At 65.4% G+C, this 17,387-nt stretch carries 13 protein-coding genes; 4 read left to right on the top strand and 9 right to left on the bottom strand.

All coding sequences use genetic code 11. The features are described 5' to 3' along the window. Positions 1-46: 46 nt before the first annotated feature. From ACZ7G3_RS04250 to ACZ7G3_RS04235, 4 genes are read right to left on the bottom strand one after another with little or no spacing between them, the layout of a single operon-like run. A complete protein-coding gene (locus ACZ7G3_RS04250; RefSeq protein WP_470923119.1) occupies positions 47-337 on the bottom strand; it encodes a hypothetical protein in 291 nt (96 codons plus the stop codon). A 60-nt stretch (positions 338-397) separates the two neighbouring features. Then, positions 398-592, bottom strand: a complete 195-nt coding sequence (locus tag ACZ7G3_RS04245; protein ID WP_215165653.1) for a hypothetical protein — start codon at positions 590-592, stop codon at positions 398-400. 14 nt (positions 593-606) lie between these two features. Then, entirely contained in the window at positions 607-1,935 is a 1,329-nt protein-coding gene (locus ACZ7G3_RS04240) for an FtsK/SpoIIIE domain-containing protein (protein WP_470923118.1), read from the bottom strand. Then, positions 1,935-2,279: an SCO3933 family regulatory protein gene (locus tag ACZ7G3_RS04235; protein WP_269957698.1), complete on the bottom strand. Its 345-nt coding sequence runs from the start codon at positions 2,277-2,279 to the stop codon at positions 1,935-1,937. Before ACZ7G3_RS04235 ends, ACZ7G3_RS04240 begins: the two co-directional genes overlap by 1 nt. Before the next feature lie 214 nt (positions 2,280-2,493). Between ACZ7G3_RS04235 and ACZ7G3_RS04230 the strand changes: the two genes are divergently transcribed. Continuing rightward, positions 2,494-3,234: a GntR family transcriptional regulator gene (locus tag ACZ7G3_RS04230; RefSeq protein WP_470923117.1), complete on the top strand. Its 741-nt coding sequence runs from the start codon at positions 2,494-2,496 to the stop codon at positions 3,232-3,234. Positions 3,235-3,863: 629 nt separating this feature from the next. Next, a complete protein-coding gene (locus tag ACZ7G3_RS04225) occupies positions 3,864-8,738 on the top strand; it encodes a DEAD/DEAH box helicase (protein WP_470923116.1) in 4,875 nt (1,624 codons plus the stop codon). Between the two features lie 230 nt (positions 8,739-8,968). Here ACZ7G3_RS04225 and ACZ7G3_RS04220 read toward each other — a convergent pair whose 3' ends face one another. Beyond that, on the bottom strand, positions 8,969-10,453 hold the full coding sequence (locus tag ACZ7G3_RS04220) for a PIN domain-containing protein (RefSeq protein ID WP_470923199.1): 1,485 nt from the start codon (positions 10,451-10,453) through the stop codon (positions 8,969-8,971). Positions 10,454-10,703: 250 nt separating this feature from the next. Then, entirely contained in the window at positions 10,704-11,261 is a 558-nt protein-coding gene (locus ACZ7G3_RS04215; RefSeq protein ID WP_470923115.1) for a hypothetical protein, read from the bottom strand. A gap of 404 nt (positions 11,262-11,665) precedes the next feature. Between ACZ7G3_RS04215 and ACZ7G3_RS04210 the strand changes: the two genes are divergently transcribed. After that, the gene (locus ACZ7G3_RS04210; RefSeq protein WP_470923114.1) at positions 11,666-13,180 is read left to right on the top strand and encodes a restriction endonuclease; all 1,515 of its coding nucleotides are present in this window, start codon (positions 11,666-11,668) and stop codon (positions 13,178-13,180) included. Positions 13,181-14,567: 1,387 nt separating this feature from the next. Here the strand turns inward: ACZ7G3_RS04210 and ACZ7G3_RS04205 are convergent. From ACZ7G3_RS04205 to ACZ7G3_RS04195, 3 genes are read right to left on the bottom strand one after another with little or no spacing between them, the layout of a single operon-like run. Beyond that, positions 14,568-14,867 (bottom strand): hypothetical protein, encoded by a 300-nt coding sequence (locus tag ACZ7G3_RS04205; protein WP_215165637.1) that lies wholly within the window; start codon positions 14,865-14,867, stop codon positions 14,568-14,570. Between the two features lie 4 nt (positions 14,868-14,871). Next, positions 14,872-15,168, bottom strand: a complete 297-nt coding sequence (locus ACZ7G3_RS04200; RefSeq protein ID WP_470923113.1) for a hypothetical protein — start codon at positions 15,166-15,168, stop codon at positions 14,872-14,874. Then, on the bottom strand, positions 15,161-15,709 hold the full coding sequence (locus ACZ7G3_RS04195) for a bifunctional DNA primase/polymerase (RefSeq protein ID WP_470923198.1): 549 nt from the start codon (positions 15,707-15,709) through the stop codon (positions 15,161-15,163). The genes ACZ7G3_RS04200 and ACZ7G3_RS04195 overlap by 8 nt, the downstream gene beginning before the upstream one ends. 342 nt (positions 15,710-16,051) lie before the next feature. Here ACZ7G3_RS04195 and ACZ7G3_RS04190 point away from each other — a divergent pair, with 342 nt between their 5' ends. Further along, positions 16,052-17,365, top strand: a complete 1,314-nt coding sequence (locus tag ACZ7G3_RS04190; protein ID WP_470923112.1) for a hypothetical protein — start codon at positions 16,052-16,054, stop codon at positions 17,363-17,365. Positions 17,366-17,387 lie beyond the last annotated feature (22 nt).

Genomic DNA, 17,387 nt, shown 5'->3' with positions numbered 1-17,387 from the left:
GGGTTTGGCGACTTCGCGCCCCGTCGGGAGCCCGCGGAACGGGTGGTCACTGCCGGTCCTGGGGCGGAACGCCGATGACCAGGTACGAGATGGGGCCGAACTCACGGCGGGCGTCGAAGTAGCCCATGCCGAGGTCGGCGACCGGAACGCCGAGCGCGGAGGCGGCGGACTCCACCCCGGCCCGGCGGGCGTCGGAGTCGTCCGCGTCGACCAGGACGGCGAAGGACGGGCGGCGCGGCACGAGGACGGTCGGGTTGGCGGTCAGGAAGTCGGTCAGCTCCCGCAGGCCGGCCAGGAAGGCGGCACGGTCACCGGAGCGGATGGTGTAGTCGGGCACGGACGGATGCCTTTCGTTCGGGCCGTTCGTCGGGGCACGTCGCGGCGCGGTGTGGGGGGCTCAGAAGCGCATCTGTCCGAGCAGGCCGTTCACCCCGGAGAGCAGGAGCGAGACCAGCGGCGCGGCGACGGTGCGGGAGAGCAGGAAGCCGAAGGCGCCGCAGAGCAGCACGTCCAGCCAGCGCAGGTAGCGGATGCGCAGGAGGAACCAGATCGCGAGGCCGAGCAGCAGCACGGCCGAGGTGGTGACCAGCACGGTGACGCTCCTTGTCAGGCCAGGGCGGCGGACAGTTTGGGCAGTGCGGAGGTCAGGTGCGCGTGGGCGTGGGCGGTGGCGACGGCTTCGGCGTCCGCCTCGGTGACCAGGTGGGACCGGCCGCGCTCCCAGCCGTCGCCGGAGGCGAGCACGGCGGTGCCGGCCTGTTCGGGGGTGATGGCTTGAGCGGCCTTGAGGGCGTCCGGATTGAGGTCACCGAGGGTCATTTCCGCAGTGCCGGGGTCGGCGACGCGGTGGCAGACCCGGCCGCCGAGCTGGGCTCGGAGCGCGGTGACGCCTGGCCCCAGGTCGGAGCCGACGCGCTGCCCGGCGACGACGAGGAAGACGCCGAGGGCCGCGCCGAGCTGGGCGAGCCGGATCAGGGCGGTGCCAGCCGCATGGGCTTCGTCCTTCTCGTGGCGTCCGGCGACGAGGAAGAGTTCCGCGATCTCGTCCACGATGACGACGACCGGGACCGGTCGTTCCTTCTCGGCGAGGCCCCATATGTTGCGGACCCCGGCGGTGCGGCAGACCGTCATGCGGTCGAGGGTGAGGTCCACCAGCGCGGACAGCAGCCGTACCGCCTGTGCCCGGTCGGTCGCGAGGGCGGAGAGGCGGGGGCCGTAGAGGGACAGTTCCATGCCGCCCTTGCAGTCGATGCCGACGAGGGCGACCGGTTGCGGGGCGAGTCCGGCGACGAGGGCGTGGATCAGCGTGGACTTGCCGGAGCGCGTAGCGCCGACGATCAGCCAGTGCGGGATGCGGCGCAGGTCGATGACCCAGGACGCCCCGGTTTCCAGCGTCCCGACGACGACCCGCAGCAGTCGCCCCGGCCCCCGGGTGCGGGGCGCCCGAGGTGCGGCGAGCGGATCGGCGTACAGGGCGGCGATCCGTACGACGCCGGGCCGTAAGGAGGTGACGCGGACCGCGTGAACCTGCCAGTCCTCCGCCATAGCGGGGGCCGCCTTCACGAAGTCGTCGGACAGCTGCCCCGGCAGCAGCCGCGCCACGAGTTCGAAGCCGGCCGCCGTGGGCCGGATGAAACCGTGCCGGGGGACGCGCGGTTGGGGCGGTGGAGCGCCCTTCCCGACGAGCCCGGACACCACGGTCAGCACGGGGCGACGGCTCACGGCCAGTCCACACCCGGCCATCAGCGCCCGCCAGGTGCGGGTGACGCGGAAGGCGGACGCCGGGTAACCGAGTAACAGCCACCAGGCCGCCGGGGACCTCCGGCGCAGCGCCGGGCCCACGATCAGCAGGCCCGACGCGACGACGGCGGCGACCACGAGGACCCGCCCTGGCCAGGTGGCCCCGGCCGACGGGGCGGAGGACGCGAGGGTCATCACTGTCCGGCCCCCTTGGCGGCAGGAGCCGCGTGGAGGGGACGGATCTCGGCGGCGCGGTAGGCGATGCCGTGCCGTCCCTCGTTCTCCCAGGGAACGGCGACCAGGTCCCGCACGGTGACGGGGGTGCCGACCTGCACGCCGGACGGCTCACCGGGGACGCTCACGTTCACCACGTCCGCCGAGGTGCCGGCCATCAGGCACAGGCCCACCTGGTACAGCGTCTTGCCGGTGTCGCGGTCGACCCGCACCTGCCCGGACTCACGGTTGACGAGCCGCGGAGCCGGGGGCACGGCGCAGATGATCCCCGTGTACTTCGCGGTGTCGATCGGAAGGGTTGCCACAGTTCTGGACTCCTCATATCGGAATGACGAGCAGCCGTAGGACGGAACTACGGACTGCTATACCACCCGTAGTACGGGTGACGTGAGTCCAGATTGGTGCCCCGTAGTACGGGTTGTCAACCGGGTTGGGCATGCGAGAAGCTGTCCACGGTCGTGGACAAGGCGTTCACGAGGACGCACAAGCCGTAGAGGCCGACGCCACGGAGGACAGGGCATGCCGCCGAAGAACACGCAGCCGAAGTACCGGCAAATTGCCGACTACCTGCGCGAAGGCATCCTTGACGGCACCTTCCCCGCCGGGCAGCCGCTCCCGTCGGAGGAGGCGTTGGCCAAGCAGTTCGGCGTGACACGCCCCACAGTCCGTCAGGGACTCACCGAGCTACGGGCGTCCGGCCTGGTCGAGGCCATCATGGGCCGGGGCACGTTCGCCCGCTCCCCCCACAACCGCCCCAGCTTCACCTACCCCCGGGGCGTCCGCCGCTCGCCCGACGGTCAGTACACCGAGGCCGACGGCATCCGCTGGACCGACGCCGAGGAGCCCACGGCAACCCGCACTGACGCCCCACTCGCGCTCGCCGACCTGCTGCGCATCCCGCCGGGGGAGCCACTGTTCACGTACGACGCGTTGCAGACCGCGGACCAGGGCCACCTACGCCAACTACACCGCACTTACGTGCCGTTCTCGGTAGTCCTCGGCACCAAGTACGAGAAGACGCCCCCGCCGCCGGCTCCGCAGCTCTACAACGCCCTGGCCGAGCTGGGCCACGAGCTGCACTTCACGGAGTACGTCCGCACACGCATGCCCCTGCCGGACCAGGCCCAGGCGCTCCGGCTTGCCGACGGGGTACCCCTGCTGCATGTCCTGCGGGTGACGCTCACGGCCGCTGACAAGCCGCTTGCCCTGGAGGAGTTCCACCTTCCGGGGCATGACTTGGAGCTTGCGTTCCGGCTGTAACGGCAGCCCCAGGAACAGCGTTGCGGTTCAGACTTTCTCTACTTCATCAAGCCCGGCTCCGCTCCGCTCCGCCGGGCGCGCTACCGGCTCCGCCGCCCTCCGCGCTCATGCCTCCGGCCCGCGCTGCGGGCGCTGCGCCGACGCGCGCCCACGAGTGGGATAAGGCCGGGCCATGAGGGGCGAGCACCGCACGAACGCCGCCGCGGTCAAGACAGTGCCTCCGGCGGGGGCGCTCCTGCATCCGGGATGGGGGGCGCCGTTTGCGAGTGCCGGCCGAGTGTGGCGTGCGCGAGGTGCTCCCATCCCGTCTGCCGTCGACCCAGGCAGAGCCGAGCAGACGCGGCCCAGGGCGTCAAGGTCGTTCGTACAGTGGCGCGCTCCACCTTGACGCCCTGAACCACGCCCGCCCCACGGTGTGTGGGTCGACAGCAGACGGGATGGGAGCCGGGGCGAGTGGTGAGTGATGCTGCGTGGGCGGACTGCCCGTGGTGGGCCAACTGAAGGCCCTATCGAAAGTTCCTGATCGAAATTAGATCATGGACTTGAGCAGTAGAGTTGTGGGGCTTTTCGGTGGGAACAATCCGGCGTCCGGCAGGTGCGCCGTGGACGGTGATGGGGTGCGGAGCGACTTGACTGAGACCACGACGACGGTGCACGACGTTCTCAAGGCGATCCGTGAGGGATCCACCGTGAACCGGGACCGGGGGACCCGCTTCGAGGAGCTCATGGTCCAGTACCTCAGCACCGATCCGGAGTGGACCGAGCAGTTCACCCGGGTGTGGATGTGGACCGACTGGCCGGGGGCAGAGCACGACAAGCGCGACACGGGCATCGACCTGGTCGCCCAGGACCGCGAGACCGGCGGCTTCTGCGCCATCCAGTGCAAGTTCTACGAGCCGCATCACACGGTCCGCAAGGAAGACATCGACTCCTTCTTCACGGCCTCCGGCAAGGGCGCCTTCACTCGCCGGATGATCATCTCCACGACGGACAAGTGGAGCGACAACGCCGAAGCCGCGCTCGACGACCAGCAGATCCCCGTCACCCGGATAGGACTGGCCAGCATCGCGAACAGCGCTGTCGAGTGGCACCTGCCCGCGACCGGCATCGACCACGAAGTCCAGATGACGCTGCGGGACAAGAAGACCCCGCGCCCCCACCAGAAGGCGGCGATCGACGACGTCTTCGCCGGCTTCGCCAAGGATGACCGCGGCAAGCTCATCATGGCCTGCGGCACCGGCAAGACCTTCACCAGCCTGAAGATCGCTGAACGGCTTCAGCAGGAGCGGGCCGAGGCCGGGCAGAGCGAGCACACCACCGTCCTGTTCCTGGTGCCCTCCATCGCCCTGCTCTCGCAGTCGCTGCGTGAGTGGTCATACGAGGCGAAGGTCCCGCTGCGTGCGTTCGCGGTCTGCTCCGACGCTCAGGTCGGCAAGCAGAAGGCCCAGGGTGACGACAAGGACATGTCGACCCATGACCTCGCCCTGCCGGCGACCACCAGCCCCGAGCGGCTGATGGCGCAGATGGCCAGCGTCGAGGCCGCCCCCGGCCTGACGGTCGTGTTCTCGACCTACCAGTCGATCGCCACGATTTCCGCCGCCCAGAAGCAGGGCATGCCGCGGTTCGACCTGGTCCTGTGCGACGAGGCCCACCGCACCACCGGCGTCACCCTGTCCGGCCACGACGAGTCCGCGTTCGTCCGTGTCCACGACGACAGCTTCATCGGCGCCGACCGCCGGCTGTACATGACCGCCACCCCGCGCGTGTACAGCGACGACACCAAGCAGGAAGCCAAGGGCGCCTCCGCGGCCGTCGCCTCGATGGACAACGAGGCCCAGTACGGTCCCGAGTTCCACCGCCTCGGCTTCGGCAAGGCCGTCGAGCAAGGTCTGCTTACCGACTACAAAGTCCTCATCCTCACCATCGACGAAGGCGTGGTCGCCAAAACCCTCCAGGAAGGTCTCGCCGGCGGCGACTCCGAACTACGGATCGACGACGCAGCGAAGATCATCGGTTGCTGGAACGCCCTGGCGAAACGCACCGGCACCTTCGCCGATGGGTCCGGGTTCGGTAAGGATGACGCCCCGATGAAGCGGGCCGTCGCGTTCTCCCGGTCCATCGCCGATTCCAAGGCCATCATGGAGCGGTTTAACGAGGTGGTCGACGCGTACGACGACGCTGACGACGACGTGCTGCACTGCGAGGTTGAACACGTCGACGGCACGTTCAACACCCTGCGACGCAACCGGCTCCTGGACTGGCTCAAGCAGGACCCGGGCCAGAACAACGCCCGCATCCTGACCAACGCCCGCTGCCTGTCCGAAGGCGTGGACGTCCCCAGCCTCGACGCGGTGCTGTTCCTCAACCCGCGCAACTCCGTCGTCGATGTCGTGCAGTCCGTTGGACGCGTCATGCGCGTCGCGCCGGGCAAGAACTACGGCTACATCATCCTGCCCGTCGCCGTCCCCGCCGGGATAACCCCGGAGAAGGCGCTCGCGGACAATCAGCGCTTCAAGACCGTCTGGCAGGTCCTTCAGGCGCTGCGCGCCCACGATGACCGTTTCAACGCGACCGTCAACCAGATCGAGCTGAACAAGAAGAAGCCCGAGATCATCGGCATCGGGCACATCGGTGCGGGTGACGAGGCGGTCGGCGACAGGGACGGCTCCAGCACCGCGGACACCGCGGAGGACGCCAAGGAGAAGGAAGCCCAGAGCGCCCAGCACATCCAGGACGCCCTGTTCTCCATAAGCGACTGGCGGGACGCGATCTACGCCCGCATCGTCGACAAGGTCGGCGAGCGCCAGTACTGGGAGGACTGGGCCAAGGACATCGCCCAGATCGCTGAGCGCCACGTCACCCGCATCAAGGCCGCACTAGTTCTTCCCGTCAAGCGGGCTGCGTTCGAGGAGTTCGTCGCCGAGCTGCGGGCGACCATCAACCCAAACGTGAGTGATGACGCGGCGGTCGACATGCTCGCCCAGCACATCGTCACCAAGCCTGTCTTCGACGCCTTGTTCAAGGACTACGCCTTCGCCGAGCACAACCCGGTCTCCAAAGCCATGCAGGGGATGCTCGACATCCTCGACGACCAGGGGCTCGATGCCGAGGCCAAGACCCTGGAGAGCTTCTACCACTCGGTCAAGGTCCGCGCCCAGGACATCGACAACCACGAGGGGCGCCAGCGCGTCATCGTCGAGCTGTACGACAAGTTCTTCAAGACGGCGACGAAGAAGGCAGCCGAAGCCCTGGGGATCGTCTACACCCCGATCGAGGTCGTCGACTTCATCCTCCGCGCCACCGACCAGGCACTGACCAGGCACCTTGGCAAGTCTCTGTCCGACCAGGGCGTCCAGATCATTGACCCCTTCGTCGGCACCGGTACCTTCCCCGTGCGGCTCCTTCAGTCCGGGCTCATCAAGCCCGACGATCTCCTGCGCAAGTACACCAGCGAACTGCACGCCAACGAGATCGTGCTGCTCGCGTACTACATCGCGGCCGTCAACATCGAGGCAGCCTTCCACGACCTCGCCGGCGGGGAGTACAAGCCCTTCGAAGGCATCGTCCTGGCGGATACCTTCCAGCTCGCGGAAGGCACGGCGCAGCTCGACGGCATGGACGTGCTAGAGGGGAACAGCGAGCGAGCGAAGCGGCAGAAGAGTCAGCCGGTCACAGTCGTCATCGGCAACCCGCCCTACTCGGTGGGGCAGGACAGTCAGAACGACGACAACCAGAATCTCAAATACGAAACCCTGGATGAGCGAATCAGGGAGACGTACGCGGCGCTCTCAACTGCGAGCTCTGTGCGTACTCTGTATGACTCTTACATCCGGGCTATTCGGTGGGCTTCTGATCGAGTTCAAGGTGAAGGGGTCGTTGCTTATGTTTCCAACGGCGGCTACATCGACGGCAAAACATACGATGGCCTTCGCCGTTCTCTGGGAGAAGAGTTCGACGCGATCTACTGCTATAACCTGCGGGGCAACCAGCGCACTGCTGGTGAGAAGGCCCGGAAGGAAGGCGGAAAAATCTTCGGATCGGGCAGCCGTAATACCGTTGCCATCTTGATCCTCGTCAAGGGCAACAAGAATAGAGGCCTTGCCTCCGACTGTGAATTGTACTACCACGAGGTCGACGACTATCTCACCCGCGAGGATAAACTGAACAAGCTCCGCACCCAGAGTCTCGACACCGTGGAGTGGAAGAAGATCACCCCGAACACGGACGGGGACTGGATCGACCAGCGAGACGAGCGGTTTGCCGAACTCCAAGCCCTCGTAGAAAGCGGCAAACCAGCGGGAGCGGATGCTATTTTCACCATCCATTCCCTTGGGCTCGGCACCAACCGAGACGCCTGGGTCTACAGTTATTCTCAGCAGCGCCTTAAAGAAAACGTCGAAGCCACCATTGATTTTTACAACCAGCAGGTTGAAGATTTCGAAGATCTTTGCGCCGTCAAGGGCGTAACTCGTCCAACGGTGCTAGATGCCGAGAAATTCATCGATCGAAACCCTCGAAAGATCAGCTGGTCTTCAAGCCTCATCCCTAAGGTCGCCCGCAGAAAAAAGATCACATTCGAGTCGAGCAAGGCGACAACCGGAATCTATAGGCCCTTCAGCCGCCAGGCTCTTTATTTCGATCGAGACCTTAACCATAGGCAAGGGAAGCTGCCGCAGATGTTCCCGACGCCGGATCACTCGAACGTTGGCTTTTACGTCAACGGATTTCACGCGACTGCTGACTTCGCAGTTTTGGCCACCGATCTGATTCCATGCCTCGACATCTTCGGTAAGGGTGGATACTTTTTCTCCCGCTACACCTACCGTGAACTGGCGGTTGACGGTGGCTTCGAATTCGAGGAAGGCGAAGGTTATGAGCGCGTCGACAACATCACCGACGCCGCCCTTGCGGGGTACCGCGACGCCTACGAGGACGCCACGATCGCGAAGGACGACGTCTTCTACTACAGCTACGGTTTGCTCCATTCCCCGGATTACCGCGAGCGTTTCGCCGCGGACCTGAAGAAGTCCCTGCCGCGCATCCCCAAGGTGCGTGACTTCCACGGCTTCGCCGAGGCCGGCCGCAAGCTCGCCGATCTGCACATCAACTACGAGCAGGCCGAGCCGTATAAGGGCATCGTGGAGACGGTGACCGGCGACGCGTCTGCCACGCCCCCCAGCGAGCTGTACCGGGTCGCCAAGATGAAGATCCCGAAGATCAAGGGGCAGGCTGACCGGTCGACGATTGTTTACAACACCCGGGTCAAGCTGACCAACATCCCCGAAGAAGCGTACCGCTACCAGCTCGGTGCCCGATCCGCGATCGAGTGGATCATCGATCGCTACCAGGTCAAGGTGGACAAGGCGTCGGAGATCATCAACGATCCCAACGACTGGTCTGATGACCCGCGCTACATCGTCGACCTACTCAAGCGAATCGTCACGGTCAGCCTGGAGACGATGAGGATCGTGGACAGCCTCCCCTCGCTCGACATCTTGGAGTAGCAGAACATTCAGGCACGGACTATTCGTGGACGGGATCTTCTGTCCATGAATAGTCCGGTCCCCTGACCTGCTGGTTCGCCATTCCCGTACGCGGCCTCCGGAGCCGTGGGCACTGCAGTAAAAGCAGAGCATTGGCTCGCTGCGCCTCGCCCTGCGCTGCATCCACGTCCTCCGAAATGTCTGCAACGCCTTTCAATACAAATCCTGCCACCCGAGCGGCAGGGCACCCTTCACTCTGCGGAGGGATTATGGTCGCCCTGGCCCCGCCAGGTGGGGTGCCAGTCCTCCATCCAGCGCTTGAGCTGCAACTCCCGCACACTGCGCGCGCCGGCGTCGTCGGTTAGTAGTTGCAGCAGAAGTTCCGTTTTTTCCGGCCCAGGCTCGCCAGCTTCCGAGTCCACTCCCTCCGCCCAGAGGGAGGGGAGGCCGACAACATCGTCAGGGCGCAGAAGCCTCGACCCCATATGCCGAAGGAACGTGAGCTTAGGCTCAGCATCCGTGGGAGAGAGAAGCACCCGCGTTTCCCACGCTACGCCGATTACGGCGGATCTGGGTGAGCGGTAGAGCGCCCCGAAGCCCTGGAGCAGCCACCGAACCGTAGCCATGCACCACACGTGACTACCAATGCGGTGGGCGCTGACGTCCCGCACGGAGTCGAGTGCGGCTGACGGAGGCCCAATCCACTGGTCCGCAAATGAGTGGGATTCTATGCCGACACCACGGTGAGGATTCGTGTTGCACATGAAGGGGTGCGTAAACGCCGTCGCGGACGCCGCGTACTCCGTAAGTGCCGCCAAGCTGCTGGGGGTACGAAGTGCTTCCTCCACCTGCTCGGCGTCGGCCTCGGCTGGCTTCGTGAATCTTGAGATTACCTCGTCCAAAGACGTCAGGACCTCGAACCGGTCCGCGATGTGGACGATGTCGGCGAACATCGCGTCCGGTAACTTCGTTCCATCTCCGAAGTCGGTCGTATTCCCGCTAACGAAGTAGACCAGTTCGTCGTCGTGGTCCTCGGCGTAGTCGATGGCGGTCAGCCAGATCGCTGCGTCGCGTGCGCCAATCTTGTAGCCCTTGCCGTTGCTGCGGACGGTTCTGCAGGGGGCGATCTGATTCGCCTCGCGGTAGGCACCCTCGCGGTAGGCGCCCTCCTTCATCGGAAGGATGTCCACGAGGTGGCCATACTCTTGCCGCCAGTGCGCACGCGCTCGCTCAAGGTCACGACTTCCGGGCCCCTGCACGTTGCCCCACGGCGTGGCCCGCTTAAGGTCTCGCAGGGCTTTATTTGCCGCCTCATACTTCTCCTGGTAAGCCAGCGCCTGCTTCGCTGCAAGCTCCTCCATTACAAGCCACGGTATGGCTACACGCTCCACGTTGGACGCGCTGATCGCGCGCAGCAACTCGGCGCTGCTACCTCGCAGCGACATGCCCCAAAGGATGTTGGTATCCAAGATAATCACGCGGCTTCCCTCCCCGGTGCCGGTGTTGGTTCCGATCAAGGGTCCCAGAGGGGCGAGTGCGGCGTGCAAGAATTTGCTATCCCCGCAGCCCTCATCTCTGCGGGCCTGCTCGATGACAGCGCGGGTCCAGAAAGGGCGTTGGCACCGTGGTTGAGGCCGACTGGGAGCAGCGAGGCATACGCGCGCCTGGCCCGTCGGCGCACCCGCCGTCGTGGCTGACTGTCGTCGGCTGAGGTTCGTGCCACAACCGTGCCACATGCAGGGGTCAGCCACGGTCAACGCCGGTACTCCGCGGTCGAGTAGCCGCCCACTGCCTCGGCCGGCGAAGCCGCAGATCAGGCGCGAGGTCCCCCAGCCTCTCTCCTAACGCGGGTGTCTCGGGGTACAAGGCAGCATCCATCGTCGCGGTGCCCTCGGCGCGCTTCACTGTTTGTATCGTGATCAAGGTGGACGTCGAGGGCGACCAGGGGCCAGGTACACGTACGAGAGCACCGCCTGAAGCTCTGAGCTAGCCGCACGAGTCGCAGACGCCCGTTGCAGGAAGCTGCACAAAGCACTTGCCGCAGACTTGTGGGGGCTTCTCGGTACGTTGACGGCGACGCTCGATGGCAGCCTGATACCTGGGCGCAAGGGCAGGCACACCACCTCCATCTGGCAAGGTCGCCCCAAAGTGGCGATAGCAGTTTAGGCGGGCGCCGGCAGCGTGCTGTTCACGCTCCAGCACATCTTCTACGGGCGGTTCTCCAGCAACCTCCAAGACCTCCTTGTAACCGTCGCCCACCATGCCGTCGTCACTGCGAACGACTAGAGCGGTCAGCGGAGGATCTCCACGGCGATGAGCTTCCCGGACCACCCTGCCAAGGACGGAGCCGATCCAGTTGTGCAGGAGAGCCTTGGTGCGAATCCCGGCCCTCTGCTGGATCTCCTCCGCAAGCTCCTTGTAGGTGATGACAGCGTGATAGCTGCGCGCCACGTCCGCGAGAACCGCGTACGCCTCTCTTGCCCAGGCTTCACGAGCCTCCTGCGCCGTGGGCAAGGTGTTGTCGGGTCCCGCGCTCAAACTCATGGTGTCTCATCTCCCCCGGCCCGCGATGCGGTCTCCGCGGTGCCCCTAGCCCATCCTTCCCCAACCTCCCATCGAAGCACCAGCAATCGCCGCCACGCCTCAGCAATCCCCGGCAGTTGGATTAGGGCGTACGTGCCACTTCCGTGCCAGATGGTGCGAGCAAACCACAGGGAACAGCGGGGACTGGCCACAGGTTCGACCAGGGCTCCAACACCATCTCGCCGCAAGTCAGCGCAGCAACTACCGCTAGAAGAGACGAGCTTTCCAAGCTCATGGCCTTGCAGTGGCCAGGCCGCTCTTGGCGGCGCCACGATTCTTGCTCCGCAGTCCTGGGTATCGCTGAGGGGTGCACCGGCGAGGCACAGCTCGGCTTTCGAGGGTGACGGGAGACAGGTGGGGGACTCGTGGCGCGCCGTAAGTCAGTGATGCAAGTGCTCGCTGAGGCATACAAAGAGAAGCAGCAGGCTAAGGCTGCTGAGTTGAAGCGTGCTCAGCAGAAGGAGCAAGCGGCCGCGAAGGCCGCTGAGGAGCGTCGGCGCCGTCAGAAACGGGAAGCCGCCAACGCCGAAGCCGAGCGCGCTCGTCTGGTGGCCGCAGGACAGAAACATCTGGAGCAGGAGCAGGCTGCACAGGCGCGTGAGGTCGCCCGTATCGAGCGTGAGTTGGCCAAGCGCCAGGCCGAACGGCAGCGCGCTGCTGAGCAGCGCGAGCGGGAGCAGGCTCGTGTGGAGAAGGAGCGGCAGAAGCAGGCGCGGGAAACGCGCTTGCTGGAGCTGACGGCTGATGCCGAGAAGCGCACCCGCCAGGACCAAGAGCGCCTGGCGGAGCTGCAGGCGGTGCTGATGGACCGGCCCAGGAACCTGAAGAGCTGGCACCCCTATGTTGAGCAGGCATTCGCCAAGCAGGGCCGGCAGGGCGTTGCAGACGCTGTGGAAGAAGTGCTGCGTGGCTCTTCCGTGCCCAAAGGGTGCCGCGTCGATGCGGGAGCGGCGTACATACCTGAGGCTCAGCAGCTCCTCATCGAGGTGGAGCTACCTCAGCTTGAGGTAGTGCCGGCCGTGGTGGCGTACCGGGTTGTGGCCCAGCGGACTGAGATCGTCGCTCAGCCACGGAAGGAAGCCGATACGAAGAAGATTTACCGCACTCTGGTCGCCCGCCTTGCCCTGCGGGCACTGGACGAGGCCTTCTCCACCACCCCACCTGATCTCGTCACAACGGTGGTGTTCAACGGGCATGTGAGTGCGAAGGATCGCGCAACCGGGCGGCCGGTGCGACCTTGTCTAGTGAGCGTGGTCGCTCAACGTGAGCAGTTCGACGAACTCGTATTAGACGAGGCCGAGCTCGATGCTCAGGAGAGCCTGAAGTACCTCGGCGCTGTCGTCTCCCGCCATCCGCACGATCTGGAGGCAGTGCCCCCAGTCGTTGAGATCGATCTGTCGCGATACCGCATTACGGCGGATGTCGGCGCCGTGGCAGGACTCGACAGCCGACTCGACCTCCTGCAGATGGACCCCTACGCCTTTGAGCGGCTTGTACGCGAACTGTTCGAAGCCATGGGCTTCGAGACGTGGCGAACTCAGGGCTCGCGAGATGACGGTGTGGACGCCGTCGCGGTCCAGCGGGACCCGGTCGGGACCACTGTCTTCGCCATCCAGGCGAAGAGGTCGAAGAACGCAGTGCCCGTTGAGACGGTTCGGGCATTGGCGGGGGTGATGCACGACAAGGCTGCTAGTCGCGGAGTCCTGGTAACGACCTCCTGGTTTGGCAAGGCAAGCGCTGACTTCGCTCACCGAAACGGCAGGATGCAACTTATCAACGGGCGCAGCCTCAAGGCGCTGCTCAAGGAACACCTGAACATGGACGTCCTGATCGGCCTTCCCAAGACACCTCCGGGTTGGCAACCCTCTGACATCCAATGAGCCGCCGTCCGGGAGCAGCGAAGGCCAAGCCGCAGCACTGCACCACAACCGCACCAGATCGAGCGGGGAACAGCGGGGAATCACGGTGGAAGCATGTGGGCCCGACGACGCTACGCCTAAGCCGTTCGCCCAGGTCGCCGCCTAGATCGGCCGCAATTGATCGCAGCTTCCCAAGCTGATGGCGCACCGCCGGCCTTGACCTCATCAGCCCGCCCTGATCGGCTGAGTCCATGGCTACGGACCCCAGCGAGTGCGAGGAAGGCAATGCCGATCGTGGTAGCCCACATGGCAGAGATCGAGCGGGCGGTCAACCGGACCTGAGCTTCACACACCGGACAGCCCTATGCAGCAGTCCACCAAGCGCTTGTCGAAGCAAGGTCAAGGGGGCATGCTGCACCGGCTGGTTCTGGATGAGCTTGGCCGACGCAGTGAGCCGGACTGGTCGCGTTATAGCGTTCGCCGCTGAGATTCATATATGAGATTCGTATATGCGGGCGGATTATCTCATGACAGTCCAGTTCCGTCGTCATCTAGCGCTACGCGGGCAGATTCAGAGAAGGCGTCAAGTAACTCGCTGAGGTTATCCTTCCCGCTCCGCACTGTTGTCAGTGATCGTCTAACGTCTTCGGGTTCCGGGTACGTCACTCCCGAAGCGCTGTTGATGGAACCGAGTTCAAATACCGCCCACATGGTGATTTCGGCAGTTCGGAAAATGCGAACGGCAAGGTCACGCGGCTCTCGCGGGCCGAATAGTGCCACATTTTCCACTGCGTCTCTCAGCTTCTTCACGCAGGTCTCTACGGCATCGCAGTATTCCTCAGTAAAGCGATGCAGCTCGTTCCCAGGGAAATAGCTGCCACCGTTTAAGGCGCCTTGCAGATCAGATACGGCCGATAGAAGGGTCTTGTAGTGAGCCGCACGATTGTCGTGCCGTTGCCGCAAATGCTCAGCCCGGGCCGTTAAGCGCGCACTCTTCCATTGCGCCCGAGACGTTGCCCAAGCGGCACCGACCGCCCCAAGCGCTCCAGCTAAAGCACCGCAAACTGCAGCCAACCCAGCGTCCATGAGCACAGATTTTATGATGAGTGCGGTAGAGCGCAGAAGCTCTAGGCACGACCGAGTGCTCAACGATGACGGCATGCACCACGAGCGCATCAGATCAAGCGGAGAACCACGGTGAAACCAGCCGAGCCCGAAGAAGTCCCCGGTCCGGGCATTCACCCAGGTCATCGTGCCAACGGTGTGCGAATGGACCTAGCTTCCCAAGCCGATGGCTGCAATGGCGTTGTGGTCTGCTGCCCGTCCGGGCTGCGGCGCTGGGGCGCCGGTCCCGGCCGGGCAGCAGACCACAGGCCGCTCAGCCACAGAGAAGAAGGCTTCGAGTCGATCAGTTCCGAACACTGAGATGCGGGCGCGTCTCACGCTCCTGTACCGCCGTGCCGGCCTCAATGAGCCGTGCCAGCAGTAGCGCCGCATCAGGGCGAACCGCGCCCAGTCGTACCAGGCCGTCGCCCCACACGTTCACGTCTGCGGCGAGGCCCGGAAAATCGGTTTCCAGGCCGAACGCTGCAAGTTGCTCGGCAAGGCTTTCGGCGCCGCGTCGGGCCTCTGCCCAGCCCCGGACATAGTTCACGCCGACTGTCAGGTTCTCGGCGCGAGGGGCGATGACTCCATGCCGGTCCGTCATCAGGTCACTCCCCCGGTTCGTGGTCGGCTTCAGTGGACGGGTGCGGCACGGCCGCGCTTGCCAGGGCCAGTCTCAGCAACTCGGCCAGGTGCTCCGCCGTGGCCGGCGAGATGCGGCCCAGCTCGACCAGGCCGTGGCCGAAGGCGTTCAGGTCGGCACGCAAGTAAGGGAAGTCGCGTTCCATGCCTGCCCGAACGAGAGCGTCTCGTAGAGCCGTGGTCGCGTTCCGTGCCGCGTACCAGTCGTCCGTGTCCAGCGGCGACCAGTGCGCGGCGTCGAGGTGGTGTGAAGGGTCAGACACCGGGGACCGGCTCCTCCGGGTAGGCGGCCACCGCGTCGGCTGGGGAACCGAACTTCTCCCCGTAGCGGTCGACACGGGCCAGCAGCTCGGCCGAGGCCCCCAGGACGGTCGCGAGAGCGATCGGGCGGCATGGGTTCGCTTCCGGGCGCCTGATCGGGGCGCGGAGCCACTCGTACCGGTCGCCGCTCAGGGGCATCGGGCCAGGCACCACGACCACCGAGTCTTTGCTCAGGTACCTGTAGTCGAGCGGCCTTTTGGCTTCGCGCTTGATGAAGTACGAGAACCAGTCCCAACTGTTGGAGGTCAGGAAGAAGCCCACCCTCCGCGCCTTGTGGTCGATCATGACCGGGCCGTGGGGCAGGTCATGACGGGACAGTTGGTCGAAGGTTTCCAACCCGAGGCGTTGTTCGACTGACACCACGTCGAAGAGGCGCCCCGTGGGAAGCATGACCGGGCGACGCGGGTCATCCACCCACCGCGCTCGGCACATCACCGGGTCACTGGCTGCTGCCGACAGCCATTCGGTGCCTCTCCTGGTCATCGTCTGCACGTCATCTCACCTCGGATCAGCTAGCCCACGGCCCCTCTGCCGCAGTGCCAACAGACTCCCGGGCACGGCGCTCACCTGGGCAGATGACGAGAGGTGACGGGGGATGACGGTCATGCTCGTGTCGCGTCATCCCCTGTCAGCCCCAATGGCTCTGGTGATTTGTGCTCACCACTGCCAACGGGAGCAACAAAACGCGTAAGTTCGTATGAGACAGGACTTCGCACCACTCCCCTTGCACGATACGAGGAGGGAAGGGCCACGTTTCCCATCGAGCCCGTCCACGAGCGGTTACGACAGTTCCGAGCGGAACGCGGCTGGAGTCAGCCGCGTCTCGTGCGTGAGCTACGTCGAGCAGCGACGAAGCGCGGGCATCAGTTGCCGTCGGACGAGAGCGTCAAACGGCGTATCGCTAGCTGGGAGAACGGGCACAGCACGCCGGACGGGTTCTACGGGGCGCTGATCGGCGACGTGTACGGCGTCTCCGCCCAGGAGATCGGGATGGCCAGTGGCGGCACCGAAGACGCTGCGCTCCTGGACGCTGGTTACCCGGACAGCCCGGACACGGCTATCAGCACGGTGGAGCGGCTGTGGAGCGCGGACCTCAACCGTTATGAGCCCCTGATCCAGTCGGAGGCCGCCGAACCAGCGTGGAACGAAGCTTCCCTGCGGTGGCTGGTGGCCCCGGAGCCGGCTCCCCGGTCCGGGCGGCCGGGGGCGTTGCGCGTGGGGCTGGGGGACGTGGCCGCGGTGAAAACCACCGCCGACATGTTCGCTCAGCTCGATGACCGGTTCGGCGGGGACCATGCTCGGCGGTCCGTGATCCAGTACCTCAGCAACGATGTCGTTCCGCTCCTGCGCGGCAGCTACAGCGACGCCGTCGGACGGGCCCTGTACTCGACCGTCGCTGAGGCCACTCTTCTAGCCGGTTGGATGTCGTACGACGCCTGCCATCACGGTCTAGCGCAGCGCTACTTCCTCCAGGCCCTCCGGCTCGCCCAGGACGCCAACGACCGACGGCTTGCCGGAAGCATCCTCTCTGCCATGAGCCACCAGGCGACGTTCCTCGGTCGGTACACCGAAGCGGCCACGCTCGCCCGCGCTGCCCTGATGGGCATTGCCCAGGTCGCGACCCCGACCCTCCGCGCTCAGTTCCACGCGATGGAGGCCCGCGCGCTCGCTCGTACCGGAGACGTACGCGCCTGTGAAGCTGCGTTGACGGCCGCCATGCGTGCATTGGCGAGCCGGAACGACAAGGAGGAGCCGGAGTGGATCACCTACTTCGATGAGGCGGAGTTGGCGGCCGAGGCCGCGCACTGCTTCCGTGACGTCAACAGCGCCCGACGGGCCGTTGCCCACGCAGAGAACGCGATGAGTGGCAGCCACGTACGGAGTGACTTCTTCGCCACGATGGTGCTGGCCGACGCGCATCTCCGTGCCGGCGACGTCGAGGAGGCGTGCAGGGTTGCCCTGGACGCGTTGGATCTCGGCGAGCACCTGAAATCCGCGCGGTGCGTGAGCTACCTGGCTGAGTTCCGCTCGAACCTCTTCGCCGTCGGGGACAACGCGGCCTCTCGGGTCTTCGCGGAGCAGGCTCGCGAGCATCGGCTATGGGTGGCTACGGAGGCCAGTCGGTCGGTCGCTCGCTGAGTTGTTCATCGGGCGCGCAGCC

Source organism: Streptomyces sp. NPDC037271 (assembly GCF_055603605.1).
This window is presented reverse-complemented; position numbering and strand designations above follow the sequence as displayed.

Bases quoted from the DNA above. Each gene is read 5' to 3' on its own strand.
- ACZ7G3_RS04240 (WP_470923118.1), bottom strand. From the start codon at position 1,935: ATGACCCTCGCGTCCTCCGCCCCGTCGGCCGGGGCCACCTGGCCAGGG.
- ACZ7G3_RS04230 (WP_470923117.1), top strand. From the start codon at position 2,494: ATGCCGCCGAAGAACACGCAGCCGAAGTACCGGCAAATTGCCGACTAC.
- ACZ7G3_RS04220 (WP_470923199.1), bottom strand. From the start codon at position 10,453: ATGTGGCACGGTTGTGGCACGAACCTCAGCCGACGACAGTCAGCCACG.
- ACZ7G3_RS04215 (WP_470923115.1), bottom strand. From the start codon at position 11,261: ATGAGTTTGAGCGCGGGACCCGACAACACCTTGCCCACGGCGCAGGAG.
- ACZ7G3_RS04205 (WP_215165637.1), bottom strand. From the start codon at position 14,867: ATGACGGACCGGCATGGAGTCATCGCCCCTCGCGCCGAGAACCTGACA.
- ACZ7G3_RS04195 (WP_470923198.1), bottom strand. From the start codon at position 15,709: ATGACCAGGAGAGGCACCGAATGGCTGTCGGCAGCAGCCAGTGACCCG.